Raw genomic sequence first — 22,113 nt, 5'->3', positions numbered from 1 at the left:
GCTAACCCACTGTTTCTATTATGCTAACCCGGCCAGTTTATCCCCTTGCAATTTGAACACCGCCACACTGGCAGACAGGGCATCGGCTTGTTCCTCTAATGAATGTGTCGCGGCTGCGGCCTGTTCAACCAATGCCGCATTCTGCTGAGCAACCTGATCCATTTGAGCAATCGCCACATTCACTTGCTCGATTCCACTACTTTGCTCATAAGTCGCAGCTGATATCTCGCGCATTAAAGCGGTGACATGACTCACTTCACTGGCAATTTCATTCATGGTTTTCCCTGCGGATTCAGCCATATCCGCGCCTTCTCGCACCCTAAGCTGTGATTCCACAATCAAATCTTTGATTTCTTTTGCTGACTGCGCACTGCGCTGTGCCAGATTGCGGACTTCACCGGCGACCACAGCAAACCCACGCCCCTGTTCACCGGCTCTGGCGGCTTCAACCGCAGCATTAAGTGCCAGAATATTTGTCTGAAACGCAATGCCGTCAATCACTGCAATAATGTCAGAAATACGCCGTGAACTGGTGGTGATGGCCTGCATCTTATCGACCACATGACTGACGGCCTTACTTCCTTTGTTGGCGATGTCCGAAACACTCATCGCCAGACGATTTGCCTGATCCGAATTTTCGGCATTCATTTTTACTGTCGCGGTTAACTGTTCCATACTGGCCGCAGTCTGCTCCAATGAAGATGCCGATTCTTCGGTACGTGCAGCTAAATGATGGTTTCCTGCCGCCAACTCCCGCGAACCGACCCCAATTTGCCCACCGACATCTCGCACATTACTGACGGATACCACCAGTGATTGCTGCATGGTTTGCAATGCTTTTGCCAGCCGAGCCAATTCCGTATTTCCCTCACTATTGATATTGTGAGTTAAATCACCATCAGCGATATATTCAAGTTGATGAATGGATTCTTCAAGCGGCTGCAAGATAATGTATTTAAGCGCAAACCAGGCTAATACCGCAGAAAGTAAGGTGATAACCCCTGCAATCACAATAATTGCCAATTTGATTTTGGCGGCACTGTTGGCCTCTGCAATTTTCAGCTGACCCGCATTCAGTGCATAACTGCGAAACGCCGCGACATCATTATTAAAAGCGGTGCTGATATCGGTTATGCTTTTTTCCAGCACCTCGTAATATTCATCTGCATACCCAGCCTTAATGGCTGCCAGCATAGGAATTACGCCCTTATCAACATAATTTTTATAACTTTTTTGGATATTATCGGCCAGCTCCTGACCCTCTCCCTGTTCAGATACAGCACTGACAAAATGTGCCATTTCTGTTTGCGATAATGCCAGCATAGCCTCAGCCTGCTTTGCAGTTTGCAGGGACTCATCAATCAAACCTATTTCTAATTGATGGATTGCCAGCGCGGCCTCAGTTCTGGCGCTCAATGTGGCATTAAAGCTATTTGAGAGCGACCCCAGTTCCTCTCCTTGGATTTGATTTATTATGTGTAACGAACGCGAACTCTCCTGAATTGAATTAAATCCAATCACACTGACAATTAATAAAATCAATGACATAAGGCTGAGTTGAGCAATAAGCCCATTTTTAATGGTAATCTTTTTTAACATCGGTTTGTCCCGGTTGTGTGCAAATGGTTAAGATTACAAATCGTTAGCATTACAGCGGACGGTCTTATTGTTTAATTATGTTATCGGCTGTAGAAATGTCGTCTTGAACCCGTACCGGAAAAACAGCTTAAAATAGATACATTTAAATAATGACAGTATTTTATCTCAATGAAATAGCCTGCTTTCAGGCAATCTCACCGCCATCAAGCAGTGAAAAGGACAGGAATTCACATAAGACTTGGCTATAATAGCCGTCACTCCATTTCTGGTTTGATAAAAGGAAACCGACATGAGCTTGAACCAAGTACCCGCAGGTAAAGACCTGCCAGAAGATATTTATGTTGTGATTGAAATCCCTGCAAATGCAGACCCTATCAAATATGAAATTGATAAAGAGACGGGTTCTTTGTTTGTCGACCGTTTCATGTCCACCGCAATGTTTTATCCATGCAACTACGGCTACATCAATAACACCTTGTCTTTAGATGGGGATCCTGTTGATGTGCTGGTGCCAACTCCCTATCCGTTGCAGCCGGGTTCAGTAATTCGTTGCCGCCCAGTTGGCGTGCTGAAAATGACCGACGAAGCGGGTGAAGATGCCAAGCTGGTTGCGGTTCCACACAGCAAGCTGACCAAAGAATACGATCATGTTAAAGACGTGCAGGATCTGCCAGAACTGCTGAAAGCTCAGATCAAACACTTCTTTGAGCATTACAAAGATCTGGAAACTGGCAAGTGGGTGAAAGTTGACGGTTGGGAAGATGCAGCTGCGGCTAAAGCCGAGATTGTGTCCTCTTTCGAGCGCGCGAAAAAGTAATTTTTTATCTCGCGTGACAAAAAGCATCTCTTGAAGATCTGCTTTTTGCACGAGAAGCAAAAACACCGCCACCGCGCGGTGTTTTTTTATGGCTATATTATTTTACGGCTTCTCGTTTTCTTCATGGCGTTTTAACCAATCACCACAGCGAATACGTGGTAGCCCTTCAATCGGCAAACGATAAAGGTATATCCATGCGCTGCCATAAGGCGTTTGGATCAACTCACGCCGGTAATCCTTGGTATTGCTTTTTAGTTCATCTAACTCATTGAGAATTGATGAGTTAATTCGATAAACTTCGCAATGCACAGTGCCATCTCCGGGGACAACTGCCGGATAATGACCTAAGTTGTACATATCATAACCTTCAAGGTCATATTCGCCCAACATCTGGGCGTCCGTCATCCAGTGACTATTACCTTGCTTGCGCCGTAAACTGCCGTAGACAATAATTCGCATTGTTAGAACTCAAACTGATAAAGCACATCTAGTGCCTGATCAATACCAGACACCGCTTCCAGATACAACCTGGGCATCAACCGATAACGTAATGTTAACGTAGCTAGCGAGTCAAATATACCTACACCGTATTTTACTTGCAGATCTTTTGTGACATAGCCGCTCACCACCACTTGTGAGCTATCACCAACCCCTTGAGTATCCAGCGCCAGATTACTGACACCAAATGCCTCGCCGATTTTACCCACCAGTTTGCCGCTTTGCGCCACCCCCATGCCAACCAGCATTGAGGTCATCAGGCCACTGTCTGCCCCTGAGCTGCCCAATCCTTGACCTCGCAGCAAGTAGGATAATGCTTCCTGCTGGGACATAGCCGGATCTGAGAAGATTTCCAGCCGTGGTGAATCAGCCATCCCCGTCACCCGCACCCCTGCAGTCACACCATCCGCAGTGGCATCTGGATTTCGAATAGCTTCAATATTAAGTAGCGGTTGATCCGGCGGGCCGGAGAACAGCAATACACCTTTATTGACTATCAAGTCCTGACCATAAGCACGGAAGCTACCGGACGGAATATTAATTTGCCCATTGAGCCCCAAGCCGCGCTGATCCTGCACCATTTTCAAATCGCCCTGCAAACGCGCTTTCAGACCAAAGGCATTCAGACGAACATTATTGCCAATGTGAATCACCAGATTACTGTTAATCGGGATACTGGCGCTGCGTGGCGAGATAGGTTTTAGCTCGTTATTGAGCATCACTTCATCAGGCGAGACACCAACGGCACTTTCTGGCACTTCTTGTACCGTGATACGCGCCCAAGGAATATCCACCGAGCCATTAAGGGTAAACAACTGCGGTGTGGCTTCAAAGACGATGTCCGGTGACACATCCATTCGCACCATCGGCGGCACGGTGATCCGCAACTTATTCCCTTTAGCCGCAATTCTGGCGCGCCAGGCATTAATATCACGCCAATCCGCATCGCCAGAAAGATTGAGTTGGCCTTGAGATGTGCGGATCAAACCCTCCAGGGTCGAGCTCATTCCGTCGAAATTCATCACCAGCCGCCCTTCAGTGATATCAAATGGCATCCAACTGCCATCAACATCCACATTGTCCAGCGCCAGGCGACCAAAGACTAATGGGCTTTTCGCATTCCCCCCTAAACGCAAATTGGCATTTAACAGGCCAGAGGCTTTTTCGCCATCACTCATAATCGGGTTAATCATTGCCAGCGAGAAATTACTGATAGCAATATTACCGGATAAATTACGCCGCCCTTCTGGATCAGCCACTTGCACCTGTCCGGAGAACTGGCCGTTATTGACCAGCTTAATCAACCAATCAGCCCGCACTTGCCCATTGGTCAGGCCACCATTCAGATTTAAGGTTTCAAAAGCCACTGGCAGCGGGTTGCCCTGCACCATCTGCTGCACTTTCACCCCATTGCCAGCAAGTGAAACCTTCACATCCGGCAATTTACCCCCCGCTTTCCAACTGACATCCGCCCGCCCGGTGAACACACCGCTCATGGTGGTATCCGGGCCAAGGAAAGGTTTAATCATAGCCAAATCAAAACGATTGAGTACCACTGTCGCCTGCCCACTTGGGCCAGCTTCTATGGCGCGCGGAACACAGAGTTCGGCATTCGGATTCAGCCAACAATGTGGCCCAATAGTGACTCGTTGCAGGGTATTTTGGTAATCCAATGCAACCGCGCGGTTTACACGCCATTCACCAACTGGAGTATCAAAGCGCGTATTATTCAGCGTACCGCGCCAGCGCTCCTGCTGCCGGTCAAAGCTGCCTTCCAGCGCTAACTGCCCAGAAACCGGCTCACCCTGCATATTTAGGCGCAACTGATGCTGTTTTTCACTGCCGCGCGCATCCAGTGTCAGGAGGCTAATAAGCAAATCAGCTTGTTTAAGCTGCTCGACCCTAATGGCCAGTTGGCCCTGAATTTGATCAGTCGAGCGAACATCACCATCGACCTTGACTCGATTAATCGTCAATTCTTGCCATTGCAGGCGGTTAGCGGTGAGATCTGCCAGCAATTGCGGTGCTTTCAGGTTGCCACGTAACTTCAGCGTCCCTTTAACCACCCCGCCCAAGCCCGGTAACGCGCCATCAAGCTGCGGCGCATCGACATTGGCATCTAACTGCCAGTTGTCGGCCAGACTGCCTTTCACATCCAGCTTATTACGGCCTAATGCCAGATTGATGCTCGGAATATTCCACTGACCCGCAGCATTCCCGGTCAATGACCCACGCGCGATGACACGGTTCTGTTTTACATTACCGTCCAGCATCAGCTCCGGTACCTGCAATTGCCAGCTGCCGCCGTGGAGACTGCCGCGAGTCACAATCTTGCCATCCAGTTTGGCTGGCCACTCTGGCCATTGCTTAGCGGTATTAATCCCTGATAGCGTTAATACCGAATTCCAACTGATGGCTTTGCTCCAATCAACCACGCCGGTCAGGTCAGTGTTACCTTGCAATGCCGCCAGACGTAAGCGCGTCAAATTGAATTGCTCGACATTCCCTTTGCCATCCAGAGTAAATACTGCCGGCGGCAGGTCAGTGCCTTTGAAATCAGACCGAATTGATAGTGCAAAATCAGTGGCTTGCCCGTTAAGCCGCATTCTTAGATTATCAAGTTGGAACTGAGGCTCGCCACTCAATGGCCAGCGCAGTTGCTTACTTTGCAGGGTTAAGGCGAGCGGTAAACCCGCCTGCGCCAGTGCTGTTTCTGCCTCTAACTGGGCGGTGACCGGGCCGGATAAATTGATTGCCACCTTGAGTTGCTCGCGCAGCGCGCCACCGACAGTTAGCTTTACTTTCTCGCCTTTCAGCGGCTCTATGTTCAACGCACTGTTGACCACCATAGTCAGTGGCCACTTATCCGCCAACTTTGCCTCTCCACGGGCTGACAACCCACCCTGTGGCGATTTAATATCCAGCGTATCGAGTGTTATGTGGTTTTCCTGGATATTAGCGCGCAGCAAGACACTGCTGACCAGCACATCAGTATCACCGGTTAACCGGAGTTGCTGCCCTGAAATCTCATTAATTTGGATATCCAGTGGCAAACGGAAGTCGGGCAACTCGGGTAGCAACGGCTTGGCAAACATGGCTTTTAACGTCTCGCCGAGCGGAGTTTCTGGTTCCACTGGCGCCGCTGCTGATTGTTCAACCGCTTCTTTGGCGGCGATGGCGGTTTCGACTACCGGCTTCGCCGCATCCGGAACGATGGCCGGGACAGTTTTGGGCAATGCTATCAGTAACCCACTGATTTTAGTGGGCATCAAATCTAAAGCCCGCTGCTGCCAATGTGCACCGGTGCGAAATTCAGCCAGTGAAATCGCCGTGTCATCGACTGTCACTTTGACATTATTAAGTGACAACATTCTCAGGGTGATGGGGTATGGGGTACTTAACTCACCCATAGGTTCCGAGTTGGCAGGTGCCGGGGCTGCGGGGGCCATAGCTTTGGTGTCCACCACCACATCCACATCTTGGGCCGTCAGCGCATTAATACACAATTCACTGCGTTTCAAACAAGAGAGCTGCAATGACAAATGAAATTGCCCGGCTTTGACGGTGACACCCGGCATTTGATACTGAATACCTTGCAAGGTGAGGTTACGCCAGCCACCGCTGACACTGGCAATATCCAGCCCCGGCACCCAACGGGCGGCACTGTTGATAACAAAATGCAAACCGCTGGTGGTGCCAAGCAACCCCGCCAGAGCCCCTAACAGCAGCAGGATAATGAGCAGAAATGCGATACATAATCTCTTTATCCACCTCATAGTTCAGGCCCCAAACCGATGTAAAATTGCACGCCATGTTCTTCGTTATCGCCAATCGGCCGCGCGATATCCAACTTAATAGGGCCAACCGGAGATGCCCAGCGCACACCAAATCCAGCACCGGTTTTAAAATTACTCTTACGAATATCATTTACAGCTTCACCAGTATCGATGAATACCGCCCCCCACCATCGGCCAGTAACGTTATATTGATATTCGAGAGAACCGGTGGCCAATTTAGAGGCCCCGGTTAACTTGCCTTCACTGTCGCGCGGGGAAATATCGCGGAATTTATAGCCACGAATGCTGCGGTCACCGCCCGCAAAGAAGCGCAGTGACGGCGGAACACGGTCAAAATCATTGGTTTCAATCCAGCCCAAATTGCCGCGCACGACAAAGCGGTTTTTCTCAGCCAGGGTACGAATCCACACGTTTTGCGCCTGGAAGATACCAAAATCCACATCCGAACCCCAGGTAGTATCCGACACATCAATAGAATAACGTTGGCTATCCCCCCAGACCGGCATGGCCCCACCGCGCTGACGGGTGCGGTTAATACTCACCCCCGGATACAGCAACATGGTGGTGTCAGTTACGCTACCCTGAGTAAAGTGATCCAGACTCCAGCGCAGGTTTATCGCCCGCTGCCAGCCACTGGAAAGATCCCAGAATCGAGCAACATTGAGTGTCGTGGTGTCTGATTTAGTGTCATTTAAATCGGTGCGTCTAAACCCGCCTTGCAACAAGTAATACTGCTCAAGCGGATTCTTTAATAGGGGAATGCGATAGCTGAAATCCAGGGTCTGCTCGGGGGCCGACAATGTGGTGCTGGTGGTCAGGCTGTGCCCGTAAGAGTTAATCCTGGGCTTACGCCAACTGGCCGTCAGGCGCGGGCCGACATCCGTGGCGTAGCCGCCCCCCAGCTCAACCGTATTTTCTGTTCGAGGGGTCACGACCGCATCCAGTGGTAAGATTTTGGTCTTTTTGGCATCGTGGAAATCCGGCGAAACCACCACCGAGTTAAACCAGTTAGTGGCTGACAAACGCCGGTTCAGTTCGGCTAAATCATCTGCGGAGTACAGCTGCCCTTCGTGGAATGGCACCAAATTTTGCAGGAAATCCTCACGGATTTGTGCCCCCTGAAAGATAACTTTACCGAAGCGGTAGCGTTCCCCGCTGTCAAAATCAATATCCCAGAAAGCCTGGCGCAATTCAGCGGCAACACCTAACTGGCTTTTGATCATATTGGCATCAAAATAACCACGGCGTAATGCCAGCCCGGTCAGCGAGCTTTTAAAATCATCAAAAGCGCCATGATTAAGGATGGAGCCGATTTTTGGGGTATCCCGACGAACCAATGCCAGATAATCGGGATCAGTTTTTGCCCCGCCTTGCAGCACAATATCCACCCCCGCAATCAAGACGGGTTCGCCTGGCACCACCTTGGCGATTAAAATTGAGCGGGCAGGTGCCGGGCGCGGTTGCAATTCAAAGGTGATGGTCGGGTCATAATAGCCCAAGGCACGCAGCCCCTGACGGATAGCTTCATCCACCCTTGACCGGAAACGCCCATCAGCACTGACTTCATCAGTATCAATTGTTGATAAACGCGCCCTGACGTTTCTCTCTAAATCCCCGCTAAGACCTTCGACTTGCAACCGTACATTGGCAGCATAGGCGATAGGTGTGGCGAGCAATACACACAAAAAACAAAGAATAGGGTATCGTGGCACGCGTACTCCTAATTAATTTTACTTTCCTGTAAAACGTTCTACGGGCAGTTGAAAAATATACCCAAAGTCATTGGTGTCGCAGCCAGGCAGCAAACGAACGGATAAACTCCGCTGGGCTAACACCCGTTCAATGATTCGGGGTGAATAAGTGCCGCCAACACTGCTGCAATAACAAATAACCAAGGGAAAGTGGTGATATTCACACTATCATCCCGCATTCAAAGGCCAATTTAAGCCAGCTCCCCCTAAAACTCTCCCTTAAGCCGCGATATTAACGCGGAATAGTTCTTATTGTGTGCAAACTCGCCATCAGATACAACTGTCTAACGCTATTCACTGTAAACATCTTGTTAGTAATTTACTGTAAACTTAGGGTTCACTGTCAACATCGGAGTCTATCGTGGTGCAAAATTTTGATAAAACCGCCGTCATTGATGCGGCAAATGCTCTACCGGGGCGACTAACACCGATGCCGGTCGCTACTCTCCATGTGGTTAATGGGCATTCCATGACACATGTTCCTGAAGGCATGGAAATTGCCCTCTTCGCCATGGGCTGCTTCTGGGGGGTCGAGCGCCTGTTTTGGCAACAAGCGGGGGTCTACAGCACCGCAGCAGGCTACAGTGGCGGTTATACGCCAAATCCTACCTATCACGAAGTCTGTAGCGGTCGCACTGCGCATACGGAAGTGGTTCGTGTGGTTTTCGACCCTGCCATCATTAGTTATAAGCAACTATTACAGATTTTCTGGGAAAATCACGATCCGGCACAGGGAATGCGTCAGGGCGGTGATGTCGGAACACAATACCGTTCAGCCATTTACCTGCTAACACCCGAGCAGGAAGTACAAGCAACAGAGAGCAAAAACCTGTTCCAGCAAGCAATGGATAAAGCCGGTGACCGCCGGGTGATTACCAGTGAACTGGCAACCGCGCTGCCGTTTTACTACGCCGAAGATGACCACCAGCAATATTTATATAAAAATCCGCACGGTTATTGCGGTTTAGGTGGCATTGGCGTTTGTATGCCGCCAAACCTGTAAGGCTAGCGGCACTCTTATCGCTGCTGCTATACTAGCCGGGCTGTTCATTCAGCCCGATGACGGTTTTCTGCCGTCTCTTAATAATCAATGTGAACTAATAGAATGGCCCTTCCTTATGATCGCCGACACTATGGTCGGTACGACACGGATAGATTATGTTAAACAGTATTTTACTGATTCTTTTTTTAATTGCCGTGAGTGCCTTTTTCTCGTTATCCGAGATTTCACTGGCAGCATCGCGCAAAATTAAGTTAAAACTTTTGGCCGACGACGGCGACATCAACGCCTTACGGGTACTTAAATTACAAGAGACCCCGGGGATTTTCTTCACCGTGGTTCAGATTGGCTTAAATGCCGTCGCCATCCTCGGCGGGATTGTCGGCGACGCCGCGTTCTCTCCTTCTTTCAGAGTGATATTTGAACGTTTTATGTCACCGGAGATGGCTGATCAAATCAGCTTTATTTGCTCATTTGTGCTGGTAACCAGCTTATTTATTCTGTTTGCAGATTTAACCCCGAAACGCATCGGAATGATTTCACCTGAAGCTGTTGCCCTGCGAATTGTTAATCCGATGCGCTTCTGTCTGATGATTTGTCGCCCATTAGTTTGGTTCTTCAATGGGATGGCTAATCTCATCTTCCGGCTATTTAAGTTACCAATGGTTCGGAATGACGATATAACATCGGATGATATCTACGCGGTGGTGGAAGCCGGTGCTCTGGCTGGGGTGCTACGTAAGCAAGAACATGAACTGATTGAAAACGTTTTTGAATTGGAATCTCGTACTGTTCCTTCTTCGATGACATCGCGCGAAAGTGTGATTTTCTTTGATCTGCGAGAAAGTGAAGACAGCATAAAAGAAAAGATTTCGACTCATCCGCATTCCAAATTTTTGGTCTGCGATGGACATATTGATCAAGTCGTGGGCTATGTTGACTCCAAAGACCTGCTGAACCGGGTGTTGGGTAACCAGAGCTTGGTGCTGAGCAGTGGCGTACAGATTCGCTCGGCGCTGATTGTGCCGGACACACTGACACTCTCAGAGGCGCTGGAAAGCTTTAAAACCGCCGGTGAAGACTTTGCAGTTATCCTCAATGAATATGCTTTGGTGGTTGGGATAATTACCTTAAATGACGTGATGACCACATTGATGGGTGATTTAGTCGGCCAGGGCCAAGAAGAACAAATTGTTGCCCGTGATGAAAACTCATGGTTGATTGAGGGCGGTACACCAATTGAGGACGTCATGCGCGTGTTGCATATCGACGAATTCCCTCAGTCGGGCAATTATGAAACCATCGGCGGTTTTATGATGTATATGCTGCGTAAAATTCCTAAACGCACCGATTTCGTCAAATATGCCGGTTACAAGTTTGAAGTGGTTGATATCGATAGCTACAAAATCGATCAATTACTGGTTACCCGGCTTAGTGACCAACCGGCCCCAATACTGCCAAAAGCGCCGCATGAAAGCAGTGATGCATAGTCCGCATCAGCACCATTTGAATTAATTAACGTTTTAAACATTAACGGCCCCTATAAAGGGGCCGTAATTAAATCAGTCTGGTGATAATACCACCCGAGCTATAACATCAAATCCAAGGGATGTTAGCTCTCTGTTTGCAAACGCATCACCTGCCGGTTAATTTCTGACATCACCTCAAAATGGCGTTTATCCCTAACTTTCGGGATTAAAATCTTGCCTTTATCAAACTCAAAAGCCCCCATATCTTTGATATACAACCGACCACGAAATAACGTTTTGACATACATCGCGATTTTTGCCGGGTTGTAACGCTGGAAGATCCTCATTGTTTTACTTTCCTCCCATGACACCAGTACGCCCCCTCTGCCGCCTTCGCGACCAAGATCACAGGTAGCGTAAGTTAATTGCAGAGTAGTAGACCTAGAGTATGGGCTTAAGTTCCGCTAAAACTAGTCATTGATGCTGCATTTACATAATATTACAGAGTCACAATCAGGAAATGTGAGGTTAGATCAGAATAACCTTCTAGTAAATGGCAGAAATAATTATTTAGAGACAAACAGGACAGACCTCTGATCAGCACCTATTATTGGAAAACTTAGCTGCAGACTGGAAGGGTTGCAGGAATAAGTGCCCGACATTACTCATAAGATCCACAAGGACATCCCATGATAAAAAATAGCCTGCTAATACTATCACTGCTGTTCACCCCCTTCATTGCCAGCGCTCATAGCCTCCAAATTGAACAGCGGGTGCCGCCCGTGGGTGTCAGCGATAAAGGCGAGTTAAATTACGATAAGGCTACTGATCAGTTTAGCTATAAAAACTGGAATAGCTCGCAATTGCCCGGCAAAGTGCGAGTCGTCCAGCATATTGCCGGTCGCAGCTCGGCAAAAGAGCTGAATGCACCACTGGTGGAGGCCATCAAGCACGCCAATCTGCCACACGAAGATTACCAAACGACGACAATCGTCAATACCGATGACGCGATTATCGGCACCGCCGTTTTTGTCCGTAATAGCATTGAAAGTAACAAGCGCGAATTCCCTTGGTCACAATTTGTGGTCGACAGTAATGGCAGTGTCCAGAAGGCTTGGGGATTAGCGGAGAAGGGTTCGGCGATTGTGGTGCTGGATAAGCAAGGCAATGTGAAATTTGTCAAAGATGGGGCGCTGACCCCTGAAGAGGTGCAGCAGGTCATCGCCCAACTGCACCAATTGTTGCAACCTTAAAACAGCGACACTCTAAAACCGGGGTTTAGGAAAGATTCACGTGGGGTATAGCACAGCGGTTTACCTTGCCAATCATGAACCTGCGCCCCGGCAGCAATGGCCACAGCATGCCCCGCAGCGGTATCCCACACATTGGTTGGCCCGAAACGCGGATATAACTGCGCACTGCCCTCCGCCACTAAGCAAAATTTAAGTGATGACCCCACCGCGACGGTTTGATGTTCACCCAGTTGTGATAAATAATCTTCCAGCTCTGCATCGGTGTGAGAGCGGCTCACCACCACCAGTGGCGGCAATGCATCGCGCACCTGAATTTGCTTGCGCCTGCCGCATTCTTCCTTCCATGCCTGGCCGTTTTCAGCACTGTACATCACCTCAGTTACCGGGGCATAAACCACGCCTAACACCGGTACCCCTTGGTCAATCAGGGCAATATTCACTGTAAACTCGCCATTACGGTTCAAAAATTCTTTCGTGCCATCCAGTGGGTCAACCAACCAATAGCGCTGCCAGTGCTGCCGCACCGCCCAAGTGGGTGGGTCTTCTTCAGATAACAGTGGAATATCCGGGGTTAATGTTGCCAACCCCGCTTTGATAATCTGGTGTGCCGCAAGATCTGCCGCAGTGACTGGCGAATCATCCTTTTTATGGGCCACATCCAGAGGTTTATCCCCTTGATAGACCGCCATAATCGCCACGCCTGCCTCGCGGGCTAACTGGCAAATTTGCTCTAACATCATCCACCCCTTGGTATTATGAGTCATGTCGACTATTGATAGCCAGAATACATCTAATTACTCGTATTCCTGTAAATTGATAATAGTTTTTGAAACTTCTTGCCCACTTTATATTCATTTTAGAACGCAAAGCTAAAATAAAAATTAATCATCACCCTGCTATCGTCATTTCGGTAGGCTAATAATTTACCTGCCCCGGAGTCACATTTGTGTGTAACTCTCAATCAAATCAGTAGGATTAACCTGCTGCAACTGTGAGCATCTCCGTGTTATCTAAAGCTGTTTTCTGCCAAACTTCACACTTTATTATGACAATCTATTGAATTTACACATTCTTTTGCGATACATGTCGAATAGTTTTTTTTTAATGGAAAAGCCACGATGGAGAAAGCCATGTCTAAGCGCCAACTGAGGTTATCCCTGTTAGCCAGCCTGATTGCGGTCGCGACGTCGATGTCGGTTACCGCCGCACATGCCGCTACTGTTGATTTGCGAGTACTGGAAACCACCGATTTGCACAGCAATATGATGGATTTCGATTACTACAAAGATAAACCCACTGAGAAATTTGGTCTGGTGCGCACCGCCAGCCTGATTGAAGCGGCCCGCCAACAGGCGACTAACAGTGTTCTGGTGGATAATGGCGACCTGATTCAGGGCAGCCCACTTGGCGACTATATGGCAGCCAAGGGACTTAAAGCCGGAGAAATTCACCCAGTCTATAAGGCGATGAACACACTGGACTATGCCGTGGGTAACATTGGCAACCATGAATTTAATTATGGTCTGGATTACCTCAAAAAATCATTGGCTGGAGCAAAATTCCCCTATGTAAATGCTAATGTTATTGATATCAAAACCGGTAAGCCGCTGTTTCAACCTTATTTAATTGTCGATACTCCGGTGAAAGATCGCGAAGGGAAAAGCCATAATTTGCGCATCGGCTACATAGGTTTTGTGCCACCACAGGTAATGATTTGGGATAAAGCTAATCTGAGCGGCAAAGTCAAAGTTGACGACATCACCGAAACCGCCAAAAAATGGGTTCCGGAAATGCGCAAACAAGGGGCGGATATCGTGGTCGCTATCCCCCACTCCGGCCTCTCTAGTGACCCTTATAAAACGATGGCGGAAAACTCGGTATATTACCTCAGCCAAGTGCCGGGTATTGATGCCATCATGTTCGGCCACGCCCATGCGGTTTTCCCCAGCAAAGATTTTGCAGCCATCAAAGGGGCGGATATCGCACAGGGCACATTAAATGGTATTCCCGCAGTAATGCCAGGCCAATGGGGTGACCACCTGGGGGTGGTTGATTTTGTCCTGAATAATGACCAGGGTTCCTGGCAAGTCACACAAGCTAAGGCTGAAGCCCGCCCTATCTTTGATAAAACCACACAAAAATCCCTGGCCGCTGAAAATGCTAATTTAGTGAAAGTGTTAGCCGCAGACCACCAAGGCACTCGTGATTTTGTTAGCCAGCCGATCGGCAAAGCATCCGATAACATGTACAGCTATCTGGCACTGATCCAAGACGACCCCACGGTACAAATCGTGAATAATGCCCAACGCGCCTATACCGAACACTTTATTCAGGGCGATCCAGATTTGGCTGATTTACCCGTGCTGTCTGCCGCCGCGCCTTTTAAAGCTGGCGGACGTAAAAATGACCCAGCCAGTTTTGTGGAAGTGGAAAAAGGCGAATTGACCTTCCGGAATGCGGCAGATTTATACCTTTACCCCAATACCTTGGTCGTGGTGAAAGCCAGTGGTGCGGAGGTTAAGCAGTGGTTGGAATGCTCGGCAGGGCAATTTAATCAAATTGATGTGAACAGTGATAAGCCGCAATCACTCATTAATTGGGAGGGATTCCGCACCTATAATTTTGATGTTATTGATGGTGTTAACTATGAAATCGATGTTAGCCAGCCGGCTCGCTATGATGGTGAATGTGCGCTGATTAACGATAAAGCCGAGCGGATTAAAAATCTGACTTTCAACGGAAAACCTATTGATCCTAAGGCCACTTTCCTGATTGCCACCAATAATTACCGGGCCTACAGCGGCAAGTTTGCGGGCACCGGTGACAGCCATATTGCTTTCGCCTCGCCGGATGAAAACCGGGCCGTGCTGTCTGCTTATATCAGTGCTGAAACCAAAAAACACGGGCAAGTTACCCCGCAAGCCGATAACAACTGGCGTCTGGCAACACTGGAGAGCCAGCACCCCCTGGATATCCGCTTTGAAACCTCGCCAAGTGCAAAAGCCACTGAATTTATTAAACAAAAAGCTCAGTATCCGATGACAGCACAAGGCACTGACGAGATTGGCTTTGCAGTTTATCGCTTGGATTTACAGAAGAAATAATTGATGACAACAGCGCTTTACGGAGCGCTGAGGTTGATGACAAACCAACATTGTCAGTTCCTAATCAGCCGGGGCGACTGCCGCTCCGGCCACTTACGCGGCTACGTCCCATTCGGCACCTTTCTCCTCCAGCTAACATTTTCAACCCCCTTAGCACGGCGATTATCTCTTTATACCTCTTTAGAGCTATATCACAATCTATAACATGTATTTATTATGCATGTTATAGATATTTACTTTCTCAATGAGGTATCAACATGGATTACCGCAATCAATCTCTGGGTGCTCTGGCCATTGCTATTCCACGCGCCACAAAACTGTTCCGTCAGCATCAACTGGATTTTTGCTGTGGTGGCAAACAAACACTGTTACGGGCGGCGACTAAGCTCAACCTGGATATTGACGAGCTGGAAGCACAGCTGAATGCCTTGCAAGCCGATCCGCAGTCATCAGAAGATTGGCAGCAACAATCCTTAACCCATCTTATTGATTTTATTATTAGTCGCTACCACAACCGCCATCGCGAGCAGTTACCAGAATTGATTTTAATGGCTGAAAAAGTTGAGCGCGTGCATGGCGAAAAACCGGCATGCCCCCGTGGACTTGCCGCCGAACTTACCGCGATTTTAGAAGAGCTGACTCAGCATATGCATAAAGAGGAACAGATTTTGTTCCCCATGATCAGCCGTGGTATGGGGTCTCAGGCCGGTGGGCCAATATTTGTGATGGAAGCAGAGCACGACGCGGTTGGGCAACAATTAGAAGTGGTAAAACAACTCACACAAAATGTCACTCCACCTGCTGGGGCCTGCAATACCTGGCAAGCGCTTTACACCGGTATCAATGAATTCATTACTGACCTGATGGAACATATTCATCTGGAAAACAATTTGCTGTTTCCCCGCGCCTTAAATGGTGAATAACTCCACCGTCAATAATTACCATTATAAATAAACGCAACAGGGCGACATGATGTCGCCCTGGCTTATTTCATTTCACTGCTTGTGGAAGTTACAGAATTTCCAGCAGTTCTACTTCAAACATCAATGCACTGAATGGTGGGATAGTTGCACCCGCGCCGCGCTCGCCATATGCCAGGTTGTGTGGAATATACAACTTCCATTTAGACCCTACTGGCATCATAGACAAGGCTTCAATCCAACCAGGGATAACACCGCTGACTGGGAATTCTGCCGGTTGGCCGCGCTCAACTGAGCTATCAAACACGGTACCGTCAACCAGACGACCGGTGTAATGCACACGAACCCGGTCTTGACGGGATGGGATTGGGCCGTCACCTGCCTGCAACACAGAGAATTGTAAGCCGGATTCTGTCGTGGTGACGTCATCACGCTTGGCATTTTCTTCCAGGAAAGTTTTCCCTTCTTCAACCAACGCCTGCTGGCGCTCAACACGTACTTTATCAGCGCGTTCGTGAACTTCGCGCAATGCGCGGTGTACCACATCCACAGGGACGGTCGGTGTATTCCCTTCCATCGCGTCACGCAAACCTGCCAATAGTGCTTCTGGCAATAAACCTTCCAGCCCGGACTCTTGCAATTGTTGCCCGATTTGTAAACCAATTCCGTAGCTTGCTTGCGCTTCAACGCTATCAAAAGAAGGGGTTGTCATGGATTTTCCTTTAGTCACTCATCATGTCGAAGCCGCAAGCATAACAGCAGCAGGGGAGCGCGGTAAAATCTTGCTTCGTGAATGATGACTTTTGTCAGAGAAAAAGAAACAATGGCAGCTAACAATTCTGCAGATTGAAAGATGATGAGGATAAATCTCAGAATCTTCTGTCTTTTCGCATCAGATAGTTAGCTACTCAACCCAACTTCAAGTAAGAAGAGTTATACTTAGAAGCCTATGGGTAAATTTTCATTTTTTTATTTATGTTGTTTTACGTCGTTGAAGAGAGGTCACCATGGGCAGAATCGCGCCCAGGAGAAAAAAAAGTACTCGGGTTTATCAGCCACTGCTGCACACTTGGTTGAGTATCAGGCAAAGGATTTTACCGGAGGCTAAATCTCCTGATGAGCAAAATCTGATGTCTGAAGTCAGTGCGTCTGAACACATTTCTCCTGCTGAGGATATTGCCTTTACTGAAAATAATGTCCCCAATAAACCGGTGGCTACCCTACCCCGGGAGACATACATTAAAGGGATTTTGCTGAAAATCTGGCACATGCCGGACAGTTTTCAGTGGATGGAACCCTTGCCCTTCTTCCATCGCCGCTGGATTATTATTGTGACCGCGATATTGCTGCTGGCACTGCTGTGGCCAGCATCACGTGATAACCCTAATAACGCATTCCCGGTCAGCGCCCCGTCCACTGAGGTGCCGTTACAGGCCCATTTGCAGGACAATTATTCACAAAGCAATCAATTACAAAGCAATCTTGATGCTCCGCCACCTCCAAGGGTGGCGTCTTCCGCATTACAAGGGGATTGGCAGAATTATCATATTGAATCCGGGAAAACGCTGGCGCAGTTGTTCCGCGATAATAATTTACCCGTGAATGACGTTTTTGCGATGGCGCAGGTTGAGGGCAATAATAAACCTCTGAGTAACCTCAAAGCTGGGCAGGACGTCAAAATCATGCTGAATGCCCAAGGTGAAGTCGCCGCGTTGTCCATTAAAACCACCAATAATGCCGAAGTGCTGTTTACCCGGCAAAGCGATGGCAGTTATCGTCGCGAGCGTTAACCCTCTCCTATAGCTTGCCTATATATCACCTTAGTTTCTTTGATATTGTGACTCCCGCTCACTCGAATTAGGTTGTTTTCTGGGTGGTTAGTGCCATCCATAACACCAGCAAATAACCGCATTCATAAGGGAGTAATTATGAAATATAAATCCGCTTTCTTGCTTTTCTTCTTGGCCCCCATAGAGGTATTGGCTCAACACCATTGCCCGGCAATTGATAGCATCAAACAGAGCGCACTCATTTATACCGCCGTCACTGTGGGTGGCGAGGAATGGAGTGGGGCGCTGCATGGGCCGATACCTGAAAACAAAACCGACATCACCGGTTTCAGTGAAGCATTTTTGATTATCGATAGTGATAGTGACAAGGGGAATGCTATTGATCAGGGCATTTTTCAAAAATGCACTTACAACATACTGGCCGAAGGTAAAAAGCTCGATATGTACTACGGGAATAAAACCTGGCTGGCCTCCATCAGTGGAAAACCCCATTGGGCCTACCAACAGACACCTTTTCTGGAAACCTACCGATGTGCGGGAGTGGCTGCCGAGGAATGTAAATTTGATATTCTGGCACCCAACATGGCCCCCTAATACCTGCTGCCCTATTTTTTTGTGACCCAAAAATAAAAAGCAAAACGCCAGCACAAGGCTGGCGTTTTAGCAGGTTAACAGCAGCGTAACTTACGCTTCTGCAACCACGATCACGTTCAGTTGCGCGAACACGTCGCTGTGTACCTGGAAGTGAACTTCATGCTCACCAGTGGTACGCAGAACGCCATTCGGCAGACGAACTTCGCTCTTGGCCACTTCAACGCCAGCTGCAGTTACAGCGTCTGCGATGTCGCGAGTACCGATAGAGCCGAACAGTTTGCCTTCATCGCCAGATTTAGATGCGATGGTGACGCTGCCCAGTTCGTTAATTTTGGTTGCGCGAGCTTCAGCAGCAGCCAGAACGCCAGCCAATTTGGCTTCCAATTCTGCACGGCGTGCTTCAAAGAACTCAACGTTTTTCTTAGTTGCCGGAACAGCTTTACCTTGTGGAACCAGGAAGTTACGAGCGTAGCCCGCTTTAACATTCACTTGGTCACCCAGGCTGCCCAGGTTTGCTACTTTATCAAGCAGAATAACTTGCATTACCTTATCCTCTCAAAGTCGTTAATGGACAGTGGCCGATTACTGATGACGATCAGTGTACGGCAACAAAGACAGGTAGCGTGCGCGCTTGATACAACGGGCGAGCTGACGCTGGTATTTTGCGCGAGTACCGGTAATACGGCTCGGGACAATTTTACCACTTTCAGTGATATAGTTTTTCAGCGTAGCGATATCTTTATAATCAATCTCTACAACGCCTTCCGCGGTAAAACGGCAGAACTTGCGACGACGGAAATAACGTGCCATTTGGCTAGTCTCCAGAATCTATAAATTCAATCTGCTCGGCATGCAGAACCAATTTGTTTAGCCCATTGCGGCCTTGATGGCAGCTAATGAAGCCTTCAACGGTTAACTGACTGCCGACCGTTATACTGTGAGTTAATGCTTGTGACTTTTGCCCGCTGACGATGATGGGCATTCTGCACCATGTCTGTCTGCTAAATCCGGCTTCCTGCTGTGTTGACCTGTGCTCAAGCACAAATTGACAATGCGGGATGCCCGAAGGACTTACTTTTCGAACCGGTGTCTTGCACACAGTGCCAGAGAGTACCAGACGATTAGTGGTCACCACGGCAATTACTCTTCAGAATCCCCAGCTTCAGAATCATCATTGGCTTCTGACGCGAAGTCGTGACGCTCACGGCGTTCGTCTTTCGCTTTAACCATTGGTGATGCTTCAGTTACCGCGTGCTTAACGCGCATAACCATGCTACGGATAACGGCGTCGTTGAAGCGGAAGTTTGTTTCCAGCTCATCGATCGCTTCCTGCGGGGCTTCAACGTTCAGAAGAACGTAGTGAGCTTTGTGCAGTTTGTTGATCGGGTAAGCCAGTTGACGGCGGCCCCAGTCTTCCAGACGGTGAATGGTACCAGCAGCATTAGTGATGGTTGCACTATAGCGCTCGATCATGCCCGGAACCTGTTCGCTTTGGTCAGGATGGACCATAAAAACGATTTCGTAATGACGCATCGATTATTGCTCCTTACGGATTATTCAGCCTCCTGATAGGGTCAACCGCGGCCCATGGAGGCAAGGAACGTGTTTGTGTGCGGCTGAAAAATGACGCGTAACTATACTTGTGGGAGGCTGGAAACTCAAGGACTCGCGGGGATTTATTCTTGTTCTGGCCATTACTTTGCTAAAACCGCACTTTTTGTTCGCCGAGCAACCAATGGATGTAAATCCATTAGTCTGCTAAATCTTTCAATAAAATCATTAGCTCATCATAATTTTCATTCACTTTTTTTGATGAAGTAAATCAATAATCACCGGTTTTTAAATTAACAAAATCGACTAAAATTATATGCATCCACCGCAAAAAGAGCGGCGAAGCTAACTGAAAGTTATTCAAAGTATATAAATAAGATTTTGGAGTCACCTATGAAATATTCACTCGCCATCGCAGCCACATTCGGATTACTTCTTTCTGCCAACACTTTTGCCGCCACTGAAATCAGTGCCCAACAGGCAATGCAACAACATCGTGTCAGTATCGGCGCACTGTCCCTGGGCCACAATGTGGTATCTCCGGATGATGCCACAGCACAAGTCAGTAAATTAGCTGATGAACGCGGAGCAACCTCGTACCAGATTATTGCTATGCATGAACCCGGCGATAACAGCTCAATGCACATTAATGCGATTCTTTATCGCTAATATTCAATAGAAAAATGCAACACCAGAGAAAGACAACCCCCCATTAAGAGGGGGTTTTTTATAGATGTTCGCCGAAAAAACGTGCGCCCAAGGCCAACGCTGTAGGGGTAATTTTATGACCAATCCCCGGTTCAGTCACATACGTTAGATTGCCATCCAACTCCTGAGCTTTTAGCTCCTGAACTAACCGCACACTTTCTGCTGCGGGCACCACATCATCAGCTTCACCATGCCACACCAATAATGGGCGGTTCGCTACTTTGGCCAACTGGTGAGAAAGTTCATAATCTGCCAGCGGCGACAAGCGGCGCTCAAGTTCGGCTGGACTTATCTGGCGACCGGCCTCTAAAGGGGGAAATAACTGTCGCGCCAAAGAAGTAAAATAACCTGACCCCATAAAGTCTGCGGCAACACTGACCCACGGATAGCGCGCCAAAGCGCCCAATGTCGTCATACCGCCCATTGATGCCCCCGCCACGCCGATTCGCTCACCGTCAATCAATCCAGCCTGTTGATAATGTTGTTTAATAGCGGGTAACTCATCAATATTTGATTTTAGGATCTCCCAAAAATGGGATAGCCGCTGAGTGTCGTCACCGTTAAATCGGGCACCATGCATAGCCGCATCTGGCGCTATAGTGCGAAACCCTGCTTGTGCAAAAGCATAGGCAAAATAGGCGTAAACCTCTTTTGACGAGGTATAGCCGTGGTAAAAGAAAATAGTGGGTAACGGCTGCTGGCGCTTACCCGCAGGGGCCGCGTGGATAACCTCAATACCATTAATATTTTCTAGCGACATCTCAATCATGGCGAGGACCTTTTTTATTCAACTGAGCATAAATACCAAATTTGAGTGTGCCAAAACGCAGTCATAAAGTCTTAAATCAATTTCTTCCAAGATATTACCCTCATACTGAGGTTACAGCGTTACACTTGAGAAATAACGGGATTGGCTAATCACCGCCCTGCTGAAGAAGAGGCAAAGATGAAGATAAAACCTGTGATGGGGTTGTTACTGATTGTTCTGGGGCTCTCGGCGTGCAGTGTTTTTCACGTAACCCCGGTTCCTCCTCCTGCGCCACTGCCTTATGCACAAGAAATCACCCGCGCCCAGAGTGTTAACTTGCAAAAAATAGGCACCATATCGGCTCAGACATTTGGCAGCCCAATGGATGTTGAAGCAGAAATTAAGCGCAAGGCTGATGCCAGCGGTGCGCCTTATTATGTCATTATCATGATGTCCGACAGCGTTTATCCCGGTATCTGGTATGCCAACGCGCTGCTGTATAAGTAAACATTTA

General features: G+C 48.4%; 22 protein-coding genes. 10 read left to right on the top strand and 12 right to left on the bottom strand.

Annotation, left to right across the window (positions count from 1 at the left end; translation table 11 throughout):
- Positions 1-18 precede the first annotated feature (18 nt).
- A complete protein-coding gene (locus YROHD0001_RS13560) occupies positions 19-1,599 on the bottom strand; it encodes a methyl-accepting chemotaxis protein (RefSeq protein WP_004713686.1) in 1,581 nt (526 codons plus the stop codon).
- 289 nt (positions 1,600-1,888) lie between these two features.
- On the opposite strand from YROHD0001_RS13560, the gene ppa reads away from it, so the two are divergent.
- Positions 1,889-2,416 carry an inorganic diphosphatase gene (ppa, locus tag YROHD0001_RS13565; RefSeq protein WP_004713685.1) on the top strand — a complete coding sequence of 176 codons (528 nt, stop codon included), beginning with the start codon at positions 1,889-1,891 and terminating at the stop codon, positions 2,414-2,416.
- A 102-nt stretch (positions 2,417-2,518) separates the two neighbouring features.
- On the opposite strand, the gene YROHD0001_RS13570 is transcribed toward ppa, so the two are convergent.
- Genes YROHD0001_RS13570 through tamA form a run of 3 tightly spaced genes read right to left on the bottom strand, consistent with a single transcriptional unit; the run spans position 2,519 to position 8,423 of the window.
- A complete protein-coding gene (locus tag YROHD0001_RS13570) occupies positions 2,519-2,875 on the bottom strand; it encodes a gamma-glutamylcyclotransferase family protein (protein ID WP_004713684.1) in 357 nt (118 codons plus the stop codon).
- A gap of 2 nt (positions 2,876-2,877) precedes the next feature.
- Positions 2,878-6,690, bottom strand: coding sequence for an autotransporter assembly complex protein TamB (gene tamB / locus YROHD0001_RS13575; RefSeq protein ID WP_032816236.1), 3,813 nt, complete (start codon positions 6,688-6,690; stop codon positions 2,878-2,880).
- Positions 6,687-8,423, bottom strand: coding sequence for an autotransporter assembly complex protein TamA (gene tamA, locus YROHD0001_RS13580; protein ID WP_032816235.1), 1,737 nt, complete (start codon positions 8,421-8,423; stop codon positions 6,687-6,689). The genes tamB and tamA overlap by 4 nt, the downstream gene beginning before the upstream one ends.
- 403 nt (positions 8,424-8,826) lie before the next feature.
- Between tamA and msrA the strand changes: the two genes are divergently transcribed.
- Both msrA and paeA read left to right on the top strand, forming a co-directional pair.
- The gene (gene msrA, locus YROHD0001_RS13585) at positions 8,827-9,465 is read left to right on the top strand and encodes a peptide-methionine (S)-S-oxide reductase MsrA (RefSeq protein WP_072086980.1); all 639 of its coding nucleotides are present in this window, start codon (positions 8,827-8,829) and stop codon (positions 9,463-9,465) included.
- A gap of 155 nt (positions 9,466-9,620) precedes the next feature.
- Positions 9,621-10,952: a polyamine export protein PaeA gene (gene paeA / locus YROHD0001_RS13590; protein ID WP_004713680.1), complete on the top strand. Its 1,332-nt coding sequence runs from the start codon at positions 9,621-9,623 to the stop codon at positions 10,950-10,952.
- Positions 10,953-11,074: 122 nt separating this feature from the next.
- Here the strand turns inward: paeA and YROHD0001_RS13595 are convergent, their stop codons facing one another.
- The gene (locus tag YROHD0001_RS13595; RefSeq protein ID WP_004713679.1) at positions 11,075-11,278 is read right to left on the bottom strand and encodes a DUF1107 domain-containing protein; all 204 of its coding nucleotides are present in this window, start codon (positions 11,276-11,278) and stop codon (positions 11,075-11,077) included.
- A gap of 342 nt (positions 11,279-11,620) precedes the next feature.
- Between YROHD0001_RS13595 and YROHD0001_RS0117410 the strand changes: the two genes are divergently transcribed.
- Positions 11,621-12,184, top strand: coding sequence for a YtfJ family protein (locus YROHD0001_RS0117410; protein ID WP_032816233.1), 564 nt, complete (start codon positions 11,621-11,623; stop codon positions 12,182-12,184).
- On the opposite strand, the gene cysQ is transcribed toward YROHD0001_RS0117410, so the two are convergent.
- Positions 12,181-12,921 carry a 3'(2'),5'-bisphosphate nucleotidase CysQ gene (gene cysQ / locus YROHD0001_RS13600; protein ID WP_032816232.1) on the bottom strand — a complete coding sequence of 247 codons (741 nt, stop codon included), beginning with the start codon at positions 12,919-12,921 and terminating at the stop codon, positions 12,181-12,183. The two genes, YROHD0001_RS0117410 and cysQ, sit on opposite strands and share 4 nt — an antisense overlap.
- A gap of 381 nt (positions 12,922-13,302) precedes the next feature.
- On the opposite strand from cysQ, the gene YROHD0001_RS13605 reads away from it, so the two are divergent.
- Together YROHD0001_RS13605 and ytfE are read left to right on the top strand one after the other, a co-directional pair.
- Positions 13,303-15,288, top strand: coding sequence for a bifunctional 2',3'-cyclic-nucleotide 2'-phosphodiesterase/3'-nucleotidase (locus tag YROHD0001_RS13605; RefSeq protein ID WP_004713677.1), 1,986 nt, complete (start codon positions 13,303-13,305; stop codon positions 15,286-15,288).
- Between the two features lie 257 nt (positions 15,289-15,545).
- The gene (gene ytfE, locus YROHD0001_RS13610) at positions 15,546-16,211 is read left to right on the top strand and encodes an iron-sulfur cluster repair protein YtfE (RefSeq protein ID WP_004713676.1); all 666 of its coding nucleotides are present in this window, start codon (positions 15,546-15,548) and stop codon (positions 16,209-16,211) included.
- Between the two features lie 88 nt (positions 16,212-16,299).
- Here the strand turns inward: ytfE and bamJ are convergent, their stop codons facing one another.
- The gene (bamJ, locus tag YROHD0001_RS13615) at positions 16,300-16,920 is read right to left on the bottom strand and encodes a BamJ family beta-barrel-assembly machinery protein (protein ID WP_032816231.1); all 621 of its coding nucleotides are present in this window, start codon (positions 16,918-16,920) and stop codon (positions 16,300-16,302) included.
- Positions 16,921-17,215: 295 nt separating this feature from the next.
- Here bamJ and YROHD0001_RS13620 point away from each other — a divergent pair, with 295 nt between their 5' ends.
- Entirely contained in the window at positions 17,216-17,998 is a 783-nt protein-coding gene (locus YROHD0001_RS13620) for an OapA family protein (protein ID WP_004713674.1), read from the top strand.
- 138 nt (positions 17,999-18,136) lie between these two features.
- Positions 18,137-18,592 carry a DUF3757 domain-containing protein gene (locus YROHD0001_RS13625; RefSeq protein ID WP_004713673.1) on the top strand — a complete coding sequence of 152 codons (456 nt, stop codon included), beginning with the start codon at positions 18,137-18,139 and terminating at the stop codon, positions 18,590-18,592.
- 90 nt (positions 18,593-18,682) lie between these two features.
- Here YROHD0001_RS13625 and rplI read toward each other — a convergent pair whose 3' ends face one another.
- The 4 genes from rplI to rpsF are packed head-to-tail and all read right to left on the bottom strand — an operon-like array spanning position 18,683 to position 20,125.
- The gene (rplI, locus tag YROHD0001_RS13630; RefSeq protein WP_004713672.1) at positions 18,683-19,135 is read right to left on the bottom strand and encodes a 50S ribosomal protein L9; all 453 of its coding nucleotides are present in this window, start codon (positions 19,133-19,135) and stop codon (positions 18,683-18,685) included.
- Between the two features lie 39 nt (positions 19,136-19,174).
- Entirely contained in the window at positions 19,175-19,402 is a 228-nt protein-coding gene (rpsR, locus tag YROHD0001_RS13635; protein WP_002210155.1) for a 30S ribosomal protein S18, read from the bottom strand.
- 4 nt (positions 19,403-19,406) lie between these two features.
- Positions 19,407-19,727, bottom strand: a complete 321-nt coding sequence (priB, locus tag YROHD0001_RS0117405) for a primosomal replication protein N (protein ID WP_020282467.1) — start codon at positions 19,725-19,727, stop codon at positions 19,407-19,409.
- Between the two features lie 5 nt (positions 19,728-19,732).
- Positions 19,733-20,125, bottom strand: a complete 393-nt coding sequence (gene rpsF, locus YROHD0001_RS13640) for a 30S ribosomal protein S6 (RefSeq protein WP_002210153.1) — start codon at positions 20,123-20,125, stop codon at positions 19,733-19,735.
- Positions 20,126-20,536: 411 nt separating this feature from the next.
- On the opposite strand from rpsF, the gene YROHD0001_RS13645 reads away from it, so the two are divergent.
- Positions 20,537-20,812 (top strand): YdgH/BhsA/McbA family protein, encoded by a 276-nt coding sequence (locus YROHD0001_RS13645; RefSeq protein WP_004713670.1) that lies wholly within the window; start codon positions 20,537-20,539, stop codon positions 20,810-20,812.
- A 58-nt stretch (positions 20,813-20,870) separates the two neighbouring features.
- Here YROHD0001_RS13645 and yjfP read toward each other — a convergent pair whose 3' ends face one another.
- Positions 20,871-21,620 (bottom strand): esterase, encoded by a 750-nt coding sequence (gene yjfP, locus YROHD0001_RS13650; RefSeq protein WP_004713669.1) that lies wholly within the window; start codon positions 21,618-21,620, stop codon positions 20,871-20,873.
- A gap of 177 nt (positions 21,621-21,797) precedes the next feature.
- On the opposite strand from yjfP, the gene bsmA reads away from it, so the two are divergent.
- Positions 21,798-22,106 (top strand): biofilm peroxide resistance protein BsmA, encoded by a 309-nt coding sequence (gene bsmA, locus YROHD0001_RS13655; RefSeq protein WP_032816230.1) that lies wholly within the window; start codon positions 21,798-21,800, stop codon positions 22,104-22,106.
- Positions 22,107-22,113 lie beyond the last annotated feature (7 nt).

The sequence above is a fragment of the Yersinia rohdei ATCC 43380 genome (genome assembly GCF_000173775.1).
GTDB lineage: Bacteria > Pseudomonadota > Gammaproteobacteria > Enterobacterales > Enterobacteriaceae > Yersinia > Yersinia rohdei.
This window is presented reverse-complemented; position numbering and strand designations above follow the sequence as displayed.